Annotated in this window: 17 protein-coding genes; 3 read left to right on the plus strand and 14 right to left on the minus strand. The window is 35.1% G+C overall.

Annotation, left to right across the window (positions count from 1 at the left end; all coding sequences use genetic code 11):
- Positions 1–123: 123 nt before the first annotated feature.
- Entirely contained in the window at positions 124–390 is a 267-nt protein-coding gene (ybeD, locus tag ACGH6Q_RS00595) for a DUF493 family protein YbeD (protein ID WP_034913328.1), read from the plus strand.
- A 276-nt stretch (positions 391–666) separates the two neighbouring features.
- Here the strand turns inward: ybeD and adk are convergent, their stop codons facing one another.
- The 11 genes from adk to putP all read right to left on the minus strand — a co-directional run bounded on the left by adk (position 667) and on the right by putP (position 11,755).
- The gene (gene adk / locus ACGH6Q_RS00600; protein WP_034913307.1) at positions 667–1,311 is read right to left on the minus strand and encodes an adenylate kinase; all 645 of its coding nucleotides are present in this window, start codon (positions 1,309–1,311) and stop codon (positions 667–669) included.
- A gap of 37 nt (positions 1,312–1,348) precedes the next feature.
- The gene (locus ACGH6Q_RS00605; protein WP_081296711.1) at positions 1,349–1,600 is read right to left on the minus strand and encodes a zinc-ribbon domain-containing protein; all 252 of its coding nucleotides are present in this window, start codon (positions 1,598–1,600) and stop codon (positions 1,349–1,351) included.
- 3 nt (positions 1,601–1,603) lie between these two features.
- Positions 1,604–3,070, minus strand: a complete 1,467-nt coding sequence (gene der, locus ACGH6Q_RS00610; RefSeq protein WP_411591430.1) for a ribosome biogenesis GTPase Der — start codon at positions 3,068–3,070, stop codon at positions 1,604–1,606.
- A 19-nt stretch (positions 3,071–3,089) separates the two neighbouring features.
- On the minus strand, positions 3,090–4,262 hold the full coding sequence (gene bamB / locus ACGH6Q_RS00615; RefSeq protein ID WP_065590195.1) for an outer membrane protein assembly factor BamB: 1,173 nt from the start codon (positions 4,260–4,262) through the stop codon (positions 3,090–3,092).
- A gap of 26 nt (positions 4,263–4,288) precedes the next feature.
- Complete coding sequence (locus ACGH6Q_RS00620; protein ID WP_065590196.1) at positions 4,289–5,047, minus strand: YfgM family protein; 759 nt, start codon at positions 5,045–5,047, stop codon at positions 4,289–4,291.
- Between the two features lie 18 nt (positions 5,048–5,065).
- Positions 5,066–6,343, minus strand: a complete 1,278-nt coding sequence (gene hisS / locus ACGH6Q_RS00625) for a histidine--tRNA ligase (RefSeq protein ID WP_411591431.1) — start codon at positions 6,341–6,343, stop codon at positions 5,066–5,068.
- Between the two features lie 24 nt (positions 6,344–6,367).
- Positions 6,368–7,477, minus strand: coding sequence for a flavodoxin-dependent (E)-4-hydroxy-3-methylbut-2-enyl-diphosphate synthase (ispG, locus tag ACGH6Q_RS00630; protein WP_065590198.1), 1,110 nt, complete (start codon positions 7,475–7,477; stop codon positions 6,368–6,370).
- An 84-nt stretch (positions 7,478–7,561) separates the two neighbouring features.
- Positions 7,562–8,005 carry a helix-turn-helix domain-containing protein gene (locus ACGH6Q_RS00635; protein WP_296299857.1) on the minus strand — a complete coding sequence of 148 codons (444 nt, stop codon included), beginning with the start codon at positions 8,003–8,005 and terminating at the stop codon, positions 7,562–7,564.
- A 63-nt stretch (positions 8,006–8,068) separates the two neighbouring features.
- Positions 8,069–8,935, minus strand: coding sequence for a pyridoxal kinase PdxY (pdxY, locus tag ACGH6Q_RS00640; RefSeq protein WP_411591432.1), 867 nt, complete (start codon positions 8,933–8,935; stop codon positions 8,069–8,071).
- 4 nt (positions 8,936–8,939) lie between these two features.
- Positions 8,940–10,211, minus strand: coding sequence for a tyrosine--tRNA ligase (gene tyrS / locus ACGH6Q_RS00645; protein ID WP_194240441.1), 1,272 nt, complete (start codon positions 10,209–10,211; stop codon positions 8,940–8,942).
- 56 nt (positions 10,212–10,267) lie between these two features.
- Complete coding sequence (gene putP / locus ACGH6Q_RS00650; RefSeq protein ID WP_176701303.1) at positions 10,268–11,755, minus strand: sodium/proline symporter PutP; 1,488 nt, start codon at positions 11,753–11,755, stop codon at positions 10,268–10,270.
- Between the two features lie 265 nt (positions 11,756–12,020).
- On the opposite strand from putP, the gene nth reads away from it, so the two are divergent.
- Both nth and smrB read left to right on the plus strand, forming a co-directional pair.
- Positions 12,021–12,659, plus strand: a complete 639-nt coding sequence (gene nth, locus ACGH6Q_RS00655; RefSeq protein WP_065561076.1) for an endonuclease III — start codon at positions 12,021–12,023, stop codon at positions 12,657–12,659.
- A 6-nt stretch (positions 12,660–12,665) separates the two neighbouring features.
- Positions 12,666–13,211, plus strand: a complete 546-nt coding sequence (gene smrB, locus ACGH6Q_RS00660; protein ID WP_065590202.1) for an endonuclease SmrB — start codon at positions 12,666–12,668, stop codon at positions 13,209–13,211.
- 480 nt (positions 13,212–13,691) lie between these two features.
- On the opposite strand, the gene cgtA is transcribed toward smrB, so the two are convergent.
- The 3 genes from cgtA to rpmA form a co-directional block, all read right to left on the minus strand.
- Positions 13,692–14,858 (minus strand): Obg family GTPase CgtA, encoded by a 1,167-nt coding sequence (gene cgtA, locus ACGH6Q_RS00665; RefSeq protein WP_065590203.1) that lies wholly within the window; start codon positions 14,856–14,858, stop codon positions 13,692–13,694.
- On the minus strand, positions 14,858–15,823 hold the full coding sequence (locus ACGH6Q_RS00670) for a DMT family transporter (RefSeq protein ID WP_065590204.1): 966 nt from the start codon (positions 15,821–15,823) through the stop codon (positions 14,858–14,860). The genes cgtA and ACGH6Q_RS00670 overlap by 1 nt, the downstream gene beginning before the upstream one ends.
- An 89-nt stretch (positions 15,824–15,912) precedes the next feature.
- On the minus strand, positions 15,913–16,173 hold the full coding sequence (gene rpmA / locus ACGH6Q_RS00675; protein WP_034915250.1) for a 50S ribosomal protein L27: 261 nt from the start codon (positions 16,171–16,173) through the stop codon (positions 15,913–15,915).
- Positions 16,174–16,181: the final 8 nt, after the last annotated feature.

The raw sequence follows: 16,181 nt of genomic DNA on the forward strand, positions 1-16,181 counted from the left end.
ATATACTTTAAAAAGCAATGTTTATTATTCGTTACTTGAAGAATAGTAAACTGCCTATATATAGTGTTTATTCTTGGTAGTCGTAACGATACATCGAACCAAATAAACGAGAAAAATAAAATTATGCAAAAAACTAAATTAAATGAGTTATTAGAGTTCCCATGCTCTTTTACCTATAAAGTAATGGGAGAAGCAAAACCAGAGCTTGTAGACAAAGTGGTATCAGTGATTCAACGCCATGCTCCTGGCGATTATACGCCATCAATCAAACCTAGTAGTAAAGGTAATTATCATTCTGTATCAATTACCATTAATGCAACGCATATCGATCAGGTCGAAAATCTTTATAAAGAATTAGGTGAAATCGATATTGTAAGAATGGTTTTATAGTGTTTTACTTTTTGCTAAAAATTGAAAGTTTTATCGGTATAGATAAGGCTTTCTGCTATACAATAAAAAATTCAATAAAATCAATGCCCTACCTGAATGATTTTTAGTGAATATTCATCTTTATTACAACAAAAGAATTAATTAGAAAATATTATAGAATCAATGTATTTTATTAAGATATTCAAATTAGTATTGTATAAGCAGTAACATAAATTCATTCAAGATGATAAAGCGCAAGATAGTGTTAACTGCCTTGCGCTTTTAATAAAAAACAAATTATCCTAAAATTTTCACTAATTCTTTTGTTACTTCAGTTACAGCTTGCGTTCCATCAATACGGAAATATTGTGTCCGCCCTTCTTTGGCTTCATGCTGATAATAACTAATTAGTGGTTTAGTCAAATCGTGATATTCAACAAGGCGTTTACGAACGATTTCTTCGTTATCATCTTTGCGAATAGTAAGTGGTTCACCAGTCACATCATCAACATTTTCAACCTTTGGTGGATTATGGCGAATGTGATAAACACGACCTGAAGGAGCATGAATTCGTCGCCCACTCATACGATCAATAATCACTGCGTCTGGTACATCAAATTCAAGCACATAGTCAACATTTATGCCAGCTGTTTTCATTGCATCTGCTTGTGGAACCGTGCGAGGGAAGCCATCTAGCAAAAAGCCATTAGCACAATCGCTTTGTGCAATACGTTCTTTAACTAATGCAATAACGAGTTCATCGGTAACTAGCTTACCGGCATCCATTAACTCCTTAGCTTGTAAACCAAGTGGACTACCAGCTTTTACTGCTGCTCGCAACATATCACCAGTTGAAATTTGAGGAATACCATATTTTTGCATAATAAATTGTGCTTGTGTTCCCTTTCCAGCTCCTGGTGCTCCTAATAAAATAATTCTCATAAAATAACCTCTTATAGCTTTAATATAAATAAAGCTTCTATTCTGGTAGATAATGAAATATCACCTTACTGCTGGATATTAAACCATCAGTTGGGCAAATATAGTTAACCGCTCCACAACCTTTGATCATTTGAGCTTTTTGCAAACAAGTTGGGCAAATATACTGTTCAAGATAATGTTGCTTACAATGAGGACAATTAAAATTCTGTGGCGAAACAACACTCATTTTATGATGACACTTTGGACAAAGGCCTTCTTTCCCTGAATCATTCATTAATTTTCCTGACATAAATTAGTTTCGCCCTCTTACATGCTTCATTAATCGACGACGTTTACGTTGCTGTGATGCAGTTAAAGTATTTTTTCTACCTTCGAATGGGTTAGCCCCTTCTTTAAACTGAATTCGAATTGGTGATCCCATGATTTTTAGTGATCGTCTAAAATAGTTCATCAAATAACGTTTATAAGAATCTGGTAGATCTTCTACTTGGTTACCATGAATCACAACAATTGGTGGATTATAACCACCAGCATGTGCATATTTCAGTTTAACACGTCGTCCTCGAACTAAAGGCGGCTGATGGTCATCTTGTGCCATTTGCATAATCTTGGTTAATAATGCGGTATTAACACGACGTGTTGCACAATCATATGCTTCTTGAATCGAATCAAATAAGTTACCAACACCACTACCATGCAACGCAGAAATAAAGTGCACACGAGCAAAATCAATAAAATCTAATCTATCATCTAATGTCGTTTTAACTTGCTCTTTGATATCTTGTGATAAACCATCCCATTTATTAACGGCTATTACAAGTGAGCGCCCACTATTAATAATAAAACCAAGTAATGATAAGTCTTGATCGGATACACCTTCTCTGGCATCAATTACTAAAATAACTACATTAGCATCTTCAATTGCTTGTAACGTTTTAATAACTGAAAATTTTTCAACTGTTTCAGTAACTTTTCCTCGTTTACGTACACCAGCCGTATCAATTAAGATATACTCACGTTCATCTCGATTCATTGGTATATAGATACTGTCTCGAGTTGTCCCTGGCATATCATATACAACAACTCGCTCTTCACCTAAAATTCGATTAGTTAGTGTTGACTTACCAACATTTGGTCGGCCAACAATAGCAACTTTGATAGGTTGATTGATTAATGATTCTGTTTCATCAACAAAATCATCACATAATTCAGTTAGATCATCTAATTGTTGATTATCATCCGAGTTATTATCTTCGTTATTATCGAACTGGAAAATAGGATCTAATACAGTTTCAATTAATGAACTTACGCCACGACCATGACTAGCTGCAATTGGGTGAATTTCTCCCAATCCTAAACCATAAAAATCAGAAATCGCAGTATCGACATCAATACCATCAATTTTATTGGCTACTAAAAAAGTAGCTTTATCGCGAGAACGGAGATGTTTTGCAATAGCATGATCAGCTGGCATTGTACCAGCTCTAGCATCAACCAAGAAAAGAACAATATCAGCTTCTTCTATTGCTTGTAGGGATTGTTCAGCCATAAAGCTTTCAACCCCATCTTCTGTTCCATCAATACCACCAGTATCAATCAAGATATATTCATGGCCCTTGATCACAGCTCTTCCATATTTACGATCACGAGTTAATCCAGGAAAGTCAGCCACTAAGGCATCTCGAGTTCGTGTTAACCGATTAAATAGAGTCGACTTTCCAACATTTGGACGACCAACAAGCGCTACAACAGGTACCATGTTTCTTCTCTAGATTACTTTAATTCTTTGTAAAGGCGTAAATATCACCATTTTTAGCTTGGACAATTAACTTATTGCTTACAACTAATGGTTTAGATATTAATCCGCTACTACTCACTTGTGTTTTAGCAACAAGTTCACCGTTTTCAGCATTTAACCAATATAGGTAACCTTCAAAATCACCAAACACGACATAATTTTGGTAGATGACAGGATCAGTTAACAAACGATGAGTAAAGTTTGACTGAGTCCAAAGTTCTCCGCCACCACTCTTAGCGATGGCCCGAACATTGTCATCCTGATCAATAACAAACAATCTATCGGTATCAACAGCAAAGCTATGAATAGATCCAAGTACTTTACGCCAAACAGTTTGACCATTACTTAAATCAAGCGCAACAACACTACCATTATAACCAACAGAATAGACTAAATTACCTTCAACTACCGGAGTAGAATCAACATCATTTAATTTTGCTATTTCTGTAGAGCCTGATGGCTGTGAAATGCGTTGTTGCCAAATTAATTGGCCATCATTAATATAGTAAGCATTTACTCGACCATTATCATCACCAACGATTGCTGCACCATGAGCGATAGTGGGTGTAGAGTTACCTCTTATTGATAATGTTGGAACTTCGAAGGAAACATCCCACAAATAATCACCAGTGTCACGATTAATACCTTGAAGAACACCATTAGCAGTATGAATTATTAATTTGTTATCAGAAGATACCGGGCGGGCAAGTACTTCCCCTTTCACTGCTTTTTCCCAAACAACTCTACCGTTGAGACGATCTAACGCATAGACAATGGCACGTTCACTACCTACATAGACATATTTATCATCAGCACTTACACCACCTGAAAATAGTGCAGTTTTACTACTGAAAAGTGTACTTTTAGATAAATTGACATCCCATATAGTATTACCACTTGATAAATCAATTGCCTTAACTTGTCCACTACGACTCGCTACATAGATAGCATTATCATAATTAATCGGACCTAATAATGAATAAATATGAGTATTACCAGCTGTACTATTTTTCCATACTTGTTGAATAGAAAATTGATTATCTACTTTCGGTGACGGTGCAATTTGTACAATCTCATCTTCTTTACCGAATAAAGAACACCCAGCTAGTGAAAAAACAAAAACACCAACAAAAAGATATTTTGATAACTTCATTGTATAGACCCTTATAGCAGGATAAATTAATTTTTACTTTCTTCAGATGCAGCTTGTTTCGCTTTAGCTTCTTGCTCTGCTTTTTCTTTGGCTGCCTGAGCCTCTTTTTCTGCCTTTTCTTTAGTAGCTAAAACTTCTTGTTCAACTTCTTGTTTTGCTTTTAAATATTCAGCTTGGTTCAACTTCATTTTAATACTTTCTTCTAAATCTTTAGTTGGTGAAGAAGTCAAAGCAACATTATAAGCACTCACTGCGTCAGCATAACGAGTCATTTTAACAAGCACATCACCTCGGAGATCATTAATTACGGCACCCCAACTTTCATTAGTTACATTACCTAAAGATGTTAGGCTTTCTTGATATTGACCTTGTTGATACTGTAAGCGTGCTATACGAATATTGGTAATCGCTTTAACAGGCTCTGAATCCGCTTTCTTTAATGCATCAACTAACAAGGCTTGTGCCTCAGGATAATCTTTTAATACCTCAACATAAAATTTTGCTGCACGCAAATTAGCAAACACGCTATAAATAGTATCGTTGTTTTTAGCAAAAGATACTAATTCATTAACAGAATCTGGTTTATTATCATCTAATTGAGCAATTAATTGTTCATACTTATCTGATGATGCTATCGCCTTTTCAACTTTATATGATTGCCAATAACGCCAGCCATAAAAGGCCAATAATCCAATCACAATAATGGCAACCATAATTTTCCATGTTTTAGCAAAAAAACCTTTTATCTCTTCAATTTGTTCTTCACTGGATAACTGATGACTCACGTTTTTCTCCTATTTCCTTTACTTAATAGACAAACAAGTTTGGACAATATCTGCTTGTGCCACTTCAACTTGTTCGCCTGTTTGTAAATTTTTAATCATTACTGTCTGATTAGCTAATTCATTTTCACCAATAATAACTGCTATCTTAGCACCTAATTTATCTGCTTTGGTAAATTGTTTCTTAAAATTACTGCTACCATAATTTGTCATGATTCGCCAATCAGGTAGACCATCACGCAATTGCTCTGCAACACTTTGAGCAACTGAAATGGTTTTTTCATCACCAGAGGTGATCATATAAATATCAATCGAATTATCACCATTAAATGATGGATTAACCGCTTGAACTAATAATACTAAACGTTCAACTCCCATTGCAAAACCAACTGCTGGTGTTGGTTTTCCTCCAAGTTGGCTTACAAGACCATCATATCTTCCACCACCGCAAACGGTTCCCTGTGCCCCTAGGCTGTTAGTTACCCATTCAAAAACTGTTCGATTATAGTAATCCAAACCGCGTACTAATCTTTGATTAATATTATATTCTATCCCAGCACTATCCAATAGTCGGCATAAGCTTTCGAAGTGAATTTTGGACTCCTCATCTAAATAATCAAATAATTTTGGAGCTTGATTCAGCAGCTCTTGAACAACTGGATTTTTTGAATCAAGTATGCGCAACGGATTAGTATACATTCTACGTAAACAATCTTCATCCAATTTATCTTTATATTGTTCAAGAAAAGTAACTAATGCATTTCGATAGTTGACCCTAGCCTCAAGCGAACCAATTGAATTAAGTTCAAGAGAAGTATGCTGTTCGATACCAAGTGCTCTCCAAAAACGAGCCGTTAATAAAATCAGCTCGGCGTCAATATTGGGCCCTTCAAGTCCAAAGACTTCAACACCAAATTGATGAAATTGACGATAACGCCCTTTTTGGGGTTTTTCGTAACGAAATGCTGGTCCTAAATACCAAAGGCGTTGTTCTTGATTATAAAAAAGTCCGTGCTCAATTCCTGCACGAACACAACCTGCAGTAATTTCAGGGCGTAAAGTAATGCTTTCATCATTTCGATCATTGAAAGTATACATCTCTTTTTCGACAATATCGGTGATTTCTCCGACCGCTCGCTTAAATAGTGCGGTATCTTCAACAATAGGTGTTCTAATTTCGTTGTAGCCATAACTGTTTAGTACACCTTTAACGATTTTTTCAATCTGTTGCCAACTTGCACTATCTGTTGGGAGTAAATCGTTCATCCCTCGTATAGATTGGATCTTTTTCTCTGTCATTTATTTATTCACTATCTAATAAAATTATAATTCAGTTGCTGCAATTCTGTTTTTCAATATTAATGCTTTAGCACGAATTCTAGCTTCTAACTCATCAATCATTTGTTCATTATCAATACGACCAATACGTACACCATCTTCATAAAAACCACTTTTGTTATGACCGCCAGCAACTCCCATAGTTGAAGCTAATGCCTCCCCAGGACCGTTAACCACACAACCAATAATTGATACATCCATCGGTGTAATAATATCTTCTAATCGCTGTTCTAATGTATTGACTGTATTAATCACATCAAACTCTTGGCGAGAACAGGTTGGACAGGCAATAAAATTAATGCCACGAGACCGTATACGCAGCGATTTTAAAATATCAAATCCAACTTTCACTTCTTCTGTAGGATCAGCTGCTAAGGAAACTCGAAGTGTATCGCCAATGCCTTCTGATAGCAATAATCCCAATCCAATGGCCGATTTAATAGCACCACTTCGAACACCACCAGCTTCAGTTATACCTAGATGTAATGGTTGCTTTATTTGCTTAGCTAGCAATCGATAAGCATCAACTGCAGTAAACACATCAGATGCTTTTACACTGACTTTAAACTGCTCAAAATTAAGTCGATCAAGTATATCGACATGGCGCATCGCTGATTCAACTATCGCTTTTGGTGTAGGTTCACCATACTTTTCTTGAATATCTTTTTCTAGAGAACCAGAATTAACACCGATTCGTATCGGGATATTTTTATCTTTAGCACAATCAACAACAGCTCGAATTCTTGATTCATTACCTATGTTGCCAGGATTGATTCTTAAGCAATCAACGCCATATTCAGCAACTTTTAATGCAATACGATAATCAAAATGAATATCAGCAATGAGTGGAACTTTTGCCTGCTGCTTAATAAATTTAAAAGCTTCAGCTGCATCCATTGTAGGTATAGAAACACGCACAATATCTACACCAACACGTTCAAGTGCTTGAATTTGGGCTACTGTTTTTTCTACATCTGTGGTTCGAGTATTTGTCATTGATTGAACTGCAATCGGAGCTCCACTACCAATAGGAACATTGCCGACATAAATTCGGGTAGATTCTCGTCTAACAATTGGTGAATCTTGATGACTCATACATACTTAACCATTTTACAAAATAACTAGTAATGATCTTAACAAGATTTAAGACAAATGTCTGTATGAGAATAAGAAAATTTGCTAACTATTAACACGAGTAGCTGAGGCTGGAGAAATATAATGACTTACTTCAATAAGATTACTTTTATTATCTTTATTGGCATAATATAAAATTACACCAAGCGCACAAAGAATTATAAATATTCCCCAAAAAATAAAAGGAGCTTTTCTAGTTCTTTTTGTTTTAAATGCTTGCGTTTGAACTTTCTTTTGTTGAGACTTAGATTGTTTAGTTAATTCATCGAAATACGGTTGATAGTGTTCTGATGATAAGCCAACAATTTCGGCATAAGAACGAATATAACCTTTTACAAAAACAAGTGGGACGTGAGGTAATTGGTCATTTTCGATATCAACAATTACTGTCTTTCGCACATGAATTTTATTGGCAATATCATCTTGAGTTAATCCCATTTGTTCTCGTAAATCAACGAGCATCACTCCTAATGAAATATTATCCATCATACCCTCATTTAATACTAATCGTTAGCTAATTTAATCTTTACAAACAGTTACATATTTTTACAATTAATCAATTTTATTTGCATTAAACCATTGTGCTGGTTTTTCAATTTCATTTTGAGCTGCAACTAATTGTAATTCATATTCATCTTGTTTTAAGGTTTCAAGCATAACCGCATACACGGCCGAAGTAGTATGTTCTAAAGCTTCAACCAATGATTTCCCAAGTAAAACATTAGCTAAAAAAAGTCCACTTGTCATATCACCAACACCAACGGGTTGTCTTACACCAAAGTCAACTAGTGGTCGGTCAATATGCCATGCTTCTCCGCTAGTTACAAGCAACATTTCAAAGCGATCAATTTTATATCCAGCTCTGCTTAAATGTTTAACTAAAATCGCTTTAGGCCCTTTTTTACATAACTCTCGACAAGCTAAAATTGCTTCATCAACATTATTAATACGTTGTTTTCCATTAAGCTCTTCAAGTTCCAAAATATTGGGTGCCATCATATCAGCCATAGGCAATGCTGTATTGCATAAAAACTCAGAAACACCTGGTGCAACAAAACATCCTTTTTCAGGATGTCCCATTACAGGATCGCAAAAGTAAATAGCATTAGGATTAACAGCTTTTACTTTTTTAACTATTTCAATAATTGCATTACCTTGTTCAGGTGATCCCATATAACCACTTAATATTGCATCACACCATTTCAATTCATCAATTTCATTAATTCCATCAGCAATTTCGGTTAAATGCGATGCAGACATTACCGTTCCAGTCCATTGTCGATATTGAGTATGATTAGAAAATTGTACGGTGTTTAAAGGCCAAACATTTACGCCTATTCGACGCATAGGAAATACAGCCGCACTATTCCCTGCATGACCAAATACAACATGTGACTGAATCGATAAAATATTTCTCATGAAATTAACTCCAAATTAACAAACAGTAATATTTTTTACCACGACGAAGTAAAGTATAACGATTATATAGTTTATCGCTATCAGTAAAATGATAATCAGTTGTAGTGTTACGTTCACCATTAACAGAAATAGCATTAGATTCAATCATCGTTCTAGCTTGTCCTCTTGATGGTGCAAATTCCGCATTAACAATTGCTTGTTGTAAATCAACATTTTCCTCAACAGCTAATGTTGGCATACCATCTTGAGCTAATTGTTCAAAATCAGCTTCAGACAAGTCAGTTAATTTACCAGAGAATAGACTTTCTGTAATACGTTTTGCTGCGATCAATCCTTCTTCACCATGAACTAAGCGTGTAACTTGCTCAGCAAGTACATATTGAGCTCGTGGGGCAACACCACTATTTTTATCTTCCTCTTCCAATGCATCAATTTCACTTAGAGGCATAAATGTGAAGAATTTTAAGAATCGATAAACATCAGCATCAGCAGTATTTATCCAGAATTGATAGAATTTATAAGGACTTGTCTTCTTAGGGTCTAACCATACGGCACCACTTTCAGTTTTACCAAATTTGGTCCCATCGGATTTAGTGATTAACGGTACAGTCAAACCATAAACTTGTTTTTGATGTAAACGACGGGTTAAATCAATACCTGCAGTAATATTACCCCACTGATCAGACCCACCAATTTGTAAAACAACATCATGTGATTTATTCAAACAAGCAAAATCATAAGATTGTAACAAGCTATAAGAAAATTCAGTAAATGAAATACCCACCTCATCACGATCTATACGTTGTTTTACTGATTCTTTATTAATCATCGCATTAACTGAAAAATACTTACCAACATCACGTAAAAATGTCAGTACATTCATGCCACTAAACCAATCATAGTTATTAGCCACAATCGCTGAATTTTCACCACAATTAAAATCTAAAAATGGTGACACTTGTTGTTTGATCTTTTCACTCCACTCAATAACTGTTTCCTCAGTATTAAGTTTTCGTTCAACAGCTTTAAAACTTGGATCGCCAATTAATCCAGTTGCTCCCCCTACAAGCGCAACAGGTTTATGACCAGCTAACTGAAAACGTTTTAAACAAAGTAATGGAACTAAATGACCGAGATGCAAACTATCTGCTGTTGGATCAAAACCACAATAAAGCGCAATAGGATTTTGTTCAATTTGTTCTATTAGTGCTTTTTCATCAGTAAGCTGAGCAATCAGCCCACGTTCTTGTAGTTGTTTGATCACATTTTTTGTCATGATATTTTACCTATTAAATTTATTACAGTTATATTCTAGTTTAAATAAAATTTATTCTAATTTATTTTGTTGTGATAACGTTTATACGCTTGTTTAAAATGATCTGCTACTGTTTCGTTTGGTTTTTTATCAAAAAGACTAAAAATAATAATAGCTATAGAAGCAAATAAAAATCCAGGGATAAGCGAATACAAATTAAACCAATTAAAATTAATCCATAGCAACACAGTTACAGTACCAGTTATCATTCCAGCTAGTGCTCCATTACGTGTCATACGCGACCAAAAAACAGAAAATACGATTATAGGACCAAACGCCGCACCAAATCCAGCCCAAGCATGACTCACTAAATCAAGTACACTATTATTTGGATTAATAGCTAATAAAATAGCAATAACTGAAACTAATAGCACCATTATACGACCAACCCAAACCAGTTCCTTCTGTTTTGCTTTTGGTCTAAAAAACGCACGATAAAAATCTTCTGTTAGAGCACTTGAGCAAACTAATAACTGACAACTTAATGTACTCATGACTGCAGCTAAAATAGCTGCCAACAAAATACCAGCAATCCAAGGATTAAAAAGTAATTTCGACAATTCGATAAAAATACGTTCATGTTTACCATCGTTAATCAAGTAAGATAAATCTGGATTATGAGCAAAAAAGGCGATACCAAAAAAACCAACCGTGATTGCGCCAGCTAAACACAAAATCATCCATGTCATACTAATCCGTCGAGCGTTTTTCATTACTTCATGTGAATCAGCAGCCATAAATCTGGCTAAAATATGAGGTTGCCCAAAATATCCAAGCCCCCAACCTAATAATGAAATAATGGCAATAAAATCCATATGAGCAAATAAATTGGTATAATCTGAATTGAGCGATTCAATATATATCAATGCATCAGAAAGCCCACCAGCATTCACCATAACCATAATTGGCGTTAGAATAAGTGCAAACATCATTAAACTAGCTTGAATAGTATCAGTCCAGCTTACTGCTAAAAAACCACCGATAAACGTATAGGCAATTGTTGCACCTGCACCCGCTAACATCGCCCAGCCATAGCTCATACCAAATGTACTCTCGAATAACTTTGCGCCTGCAACTACACCAGAAGCACAATAAATGGTAAAAAATATTAGAATAATGACAGCTGAAATAATGCGTAGAAGTGAGCTTTTATCATCAAATCGACGAGCAAAATAATCGGGTAAAGTTAATGAATTATGATTGATTTCAGTAAAGACTCGTAATCGTCCAGCAATGAGTAGCCAATTTAAATAAGCACCAATAATCAATCCGATTGCAATCCAACTTTGTGAAATACCAAACAAAAAAACAGCACCAGGTAATCCCATTAATAGCCAACCACTCATATCTGATGCGCCAGCTGAAAGCGCAGTCACAACACTACCGATACGACGCCCACCTAAAATATAATCACCAAAATTTTGCGTTGAGCGAAACGCAAAAAAACCTATGGCAATCATGCCTAAAATATATACAGCAAAGGTGACAATCATTGGTAAGGGCATATCTTTAAAAAACCTTATTTGATAAAATTAAGAAATAGTACGCTAGCTTATCATAAAATGACTATGCTAAAAAGTCAGTGAGTATAAATGTGAATAGACAAATAATAAAAAACTAAACAACATTAAAAATAAAAATATCTTACAATTATTAATCAGTATGTTTCATCGTTCCCATCTATATTAAAAAAACTAAAGGCAACTTACAGATAAACAATAAATAAAAGTATATAATATGCACCTTACTATTTTTTAATAAAATTATTTTGTGAAACAATCTACCCGAATTCAAATTCTAGAAAGATTAAAGGATCATATTAAAGATCCAACAACAGAACTAGTGTATGAAACACCTTTTGAACTATTAATCGCAGTAGTACTTTCTGCTCAAGCGACTGACGTTAGTGTAAACAAAGCCACAAAACCACTGTTTGCTATTGCAAATACGGCTGAACAAATTTTGGCTCTTGGTATTGAGAAATTAAAAAGTTACATCCGCACCATTGGCCTTTATAACAGTAAAGCAGATAACATTATAAAAACATGTCAAATTTTGGTAGATAAATATCAAGGTGAAGTCCCTGAAAGTTTTGATGCACTAATTGAATTACCGGGTGTTGGTCGTAAAACGGCAAATGTTGTGTTAAACACCGCTTTCGGTTGGCCTACCATTGCAGTTGATACACACATATTTAGAGTAAGCAACCGTACAGGTTTTGCACCAGGTAAAACGGTAGAGGTTGTTGAAGAAAAATTACTGAAAGTCGTACCTAAAGAATATAAAATAAATTGTCACCACTGGCTAATATTACATGGCCGTTATACCTGTATTGCTAGAAAGCCTAGATGTGGATCCTGTGTTATAGAAGATTTGTGCGAATTTAAAGAAAAAATTTACCCAGAGTAGAAATCAATGCCAAATAAATTTAATTTAGACCAAGATGATATAAACTTGTTTAAAAATAGTATTGGTAACATCACCAAAAAACTAAAACAAGATACTGTCGTTCATAAACCACAAAAACGTTCACAAAAAGCAATAGAAACCCAAAAACAGCAATATGAAAAAATTAATGCTGAATTTTATTTTTCTGATGATTATCAGCCGCTATTGCAAGAAGACCCAATTCGCTATAGCCGAGAAAATGCAGATCCCTACGAAGTAAAAAAATTGCGCCGTGGATTTTATGAACCAGAATTCTTTTTGGATCTACATGGGTTAACTCAACAAGAGGCTAAAAAAGAAATTGCCGCTCTTATCGCAGCATGTTTACATGAAAGAGCTCATTGTGCTTGTATCATGTATGGACATGGGAAAAACATCTTAAAAAAACAAACACCCATGTGGCTAGCTCAACATCCTCATGTTATCTGTTTTCATCAAGCGCCTAAAGAATTTGGTGGCAACGCAGCACTTCTCATTTTATTTGATATCGAGAACAAACTAATAAATAGTTAGCTTTTGAAAACTTAACTATCTAGATAATCATAAAAATAATTTTTTACTCTTCTTCCGTCAATTTTCATCTAAACCTTTGTGATGACATTAGCATGTAGATAAAAAACAAAAAATAAAATAACGTTAACTAAAGAATAATGTTTAAAAAATAGTTGTTAATAACATAAAACAAAAAAACCAGCTTAGCGATAACGTCAAGCTGGTAAACATTGGAAGCAATGTGAGCAATGTCATACTTTTTCAAAAGCCTCTAAAGCTCTAACAAAGTACGAATTAATGATAATGATTATCATTAACAAAATCAAGCATTTTTTTATTTTTCTAAGCTAAATAAAAATAAACGCTTTATTCACTAATTTCATAATAAGAGGATTGATATTTAACAATATAAAAAATAAGCAGAATATTCCTATTCTGCTTTTTATAAAAAATTATACGCAATGGCTAATTTAGGCGAAATAAAATAGAGTATAATACTTATTATTTTTGATAAATAAATTCAACACCTTCTTCATCGCTTTCGTCCCAGTCATCAAAATCATCGTCATCATCAAAAGCCTCATCCATTGCTTGTTGATGGTAATCATCCCACATAAATTCCACTTTTTCAGGTGATGACTCTTCTTGTTCGGCTTCACGTGGATGCGCATTGATATATTCCATTAAGTCCCAACATAAGGCCTTTATACCTTCTTGATTAATGGCTGAAATAATATAATATTTATCTTGCCAATCAAGTGCCCTAGCTATTTCAGCTGCACGTTTAGCGCTCTCTTCAGGACCTAATACATCCATTTTATTAAATACCAACCAACGTGGTTTATTAGCTAATTTTTCACTATATTGTTGAACCTCTTTGATTATTACTTTAGCATTTTCTATCGGATCTGATTCATCTACTGGTGCCATATCGATCAAATGAACTAAAACACGACAACGTTCAAGATGTTTTAAGAAACGAATACCAAGTCCTGCACCGTCTGATGCCCCCTCTATTAAACCAGGAATATCAGCAACAACAAAACTTTGTTCATTATCCATTCTTACTACACCTAAACTAGGCACTAAGGTAGTAAATGGGTAATCTGCAACTTTCGGTTTAGCTGCTGAAACTGAGCGAATAAAAGTTGATTTACCAGCATTAGGCAAACCCAACATCCCCACATCAGCAAGTAATAATAATTCTAATAATACATCGCGCTTTTCACCTGGAGTACCATCAGTTTTTTGTCTTGGCGCACGATTTACCGATGATTTAAAACGCGCATTTCCAAGCCCATGAAAACCGCCCTTGGCAACCAATACTTTTTGTTGGTGATGCGTTAAATCACCAATAATTTCACCTGTATATTTGTCGGTAATTCGTGTTCCCACAGGCACTTTAACGGTAATATCTCGACCACGCTTACCCGTACAATCAGAACCTTGTCCATTTTGGCCACGCTCAGCGCGGTAATTTTTTTCAAACTGAAAATCAACTAATGTATTTAAATTCTCATCAGCAATAAAAAAGACATCACCACCATCGCCACCGTCGCCACCATCAGGACCACCTTTAGGTATATACTTTTCTCGGCGAAAACCGACACAACCATTTCCACCATCTCCAGCTTCAACACGGATTGATGCTTCATCAACAAATTTCATTATTCTTCCCCTTTATTGCGGTTAATTAGCCAGCCTTTCCTTGGATGCCAAATATAATGCCCAATGGTCGCAAACATAGCACCCGCAACAACAGATACTGCACCAATATAACCTAAAATATTTAAATATTGCATAGCAAACTTTTCAGGCCAAATTAAAGCAAACAAATCTGAAAAGATGAGCGAAAATAATGGCGTTAAAGTTGTTATTGCACTCACTTGTGCTGCTTGCCAGCGCTCCATAGCCATCACTAACGCACCATAAGCAATAATAGTATTTAAACCACAAAATATGATAGCAAACAGTTGAGTTGCATCAGCATTTATAATTTTACTTGACGACGTAAAAGGCAACAAAAAAACAGTACAAATAAGGTAAATTAACCAAAGTAACTGTTCTGCACGTAATTTCTGTAATAGTACTTTTTGAGCAAGCGCATAGCAAGCCCATGATACCGAAGCCAGTAAACCAAACCACACACCAATACCATACGAAGACATATTAGAAAACAGATCTACAATATTTTTATTAAAAAATAACGCAAGCCCAACTAATAATACTAAAATACCAATAATTTGAGTCGGCCTGAGTCGCTCTCTAAAAATAAAAGCACTTGAAATCATAAAAATCACAATGCCAGTTTGCCCGACAACCTGAGCGGTTGTAGCTGAAAGATACTGAACTGCACTAGCAAACAGTGCAAAATTACCCAACAACCCAAAACCTGCAATCATCAATAAAACAAAACGACGATGTTTTCTGAACATCATTAAATTAGGAAATTGCTTTTTGTAAGCCAACCAAATAGTAATACCAAGAGCTGAAATAGCCAATCTCGACCAAGCTAATGTCAATGGATCAACAACCACTAGCGCATATTTCATTGCAATTGGCACAATGCCCCACATCACTGCGGTTAACATGGCAAGTGCAAAACCTAATTTAACATTTTGCTGCTTTATCATATCACCATCAATTTTATATTAACTTCAAGAAATGAAAAAAGCCCCACAATAATTGTGAGGCTTCTAAAACTTTTTGAACCGTTTATGAATTAGCTGTTAGCAACTACACTAACATAACGACGATTCTTAGGTCCTTTAACTTCAAACTTTACTTGTCCATCAATTAAAGCAAATAAGGTATGATCACGACCACAACCTACATTAGTGCCAGGGTGGAATTGAGTTCCACGTTGACGAACTAAAATGTTACCAGCAAGAACTTCTTGACTACCATAACGTTTAACACCTAAACGTTTACTTTGGGAATCACGACCATTACGTGATGAACCACCAGCCTTCTTATGTGCCATTGTTCGAT

The sequence above is a fragment of the Gilliamella sp. BG2 genome (genome assembly GCF_046635645.1).
GTDB lineage: Bacteria > Pseudomonadota > Gammaproteobacteria > Enterobacterales > Orbaceae > Gilliamella > Gilliamella bombi.

Coding starts and splice junctions, on each gene's coding strand:
- ybeD (WP_034913328.1), top strand. CDS start 124: ATGCAAAAAACTAAATTAAATGAGTTATTAGAGTTCCCATGCTCTTTT.
- adk (WP_034913307.1), bottom strand. CDS start 1,311: ATGAGAATTATTTTATTAGGAGCACCAGGAGCTGGAAAGGGAACACAA.
- ACGH6Q_RS00605 (WP_081296711.1), bottom strand. CDS start 1,600: ATGTCAGGAAAATTAATGAATGATTCAGGGAAAGAAGGCCTTTGTCCA.
- der (WP_411591430.1), bottom strand. CDS start 3,070: ATGGTACCTGTTGTAGCGCTTGTTGGTCGTCCAAATGTTGGAAAGTCG.
- bamB (WP_065590195.1), bottom strand. CDS start 4,262: ATGAAGTTATCAAAATATCTTTTTGTTGGTGTTTTTGTTTTTTCACTA.
- hisS (WP_411591431.1), bottom strand. CDS start 6,343: ATGACAGAGAAAAAGATCCAATCTATACGAGGGATGAACGATTTACTC.
- ispG (WP_065590198.1), bottom strand. CDS start 7,477: ATGAGTCATCAAGATTCACCAATTGTTAGACGAGAATCTACCCGAATT.
- ACGH6Q_RS00635 (WP_296299857.1), bottom strand. CDS start 8,005: ATGATGGATAATATTTCATTAGGAGTGATGCTCGTTGATTTACGAGAA.
- pdxY (WP_411591432.1), bottom strand. CDS start 8,935: ATGAGAAATATTTTATCGATTCAGTCACATGTTGTATTTGGTCATGCA.
- tyrS (WP_194240441.1), bottom strand. CDS start 10,211: ATGACAAAAAATGTGATCAAACAACTACAAGAACGTGGGCTGATTGCT.
- putP (WP_176701303.1), bottom strand. CDS start 11,755: ATGCCCTTACCAATGATTGTCACCTTTGCTGTATATATTTTAGGCATG.
- smrB (WP_065590202.1), top strand. CDS start 12,666: ATGCCAAATAAATTTAATTTAGACCAAGATGATATAAACTTGTTTAAA.
- cgtA (WP_065590203.1), bottom strand. CDS start 14,858: ATGAAATTTGTTGATGAAGCATCAATCCGTGTTGAAGCTGGAGATGGT.
- ACGH6Q_RS00670 (WP_065590204.1), bottom strand. CDS start 15,823: ATGATAAAGCAGCAAAATGTTAAATTAGGTTTTGCACTTGCCATGTTA.
- rpmA (WP_034915250.1), bottom strand. CDS start 16,173: ATGGCACATAAGAAGGCTGGTGGTTCATCACGTAATGGTCGTGATTCC.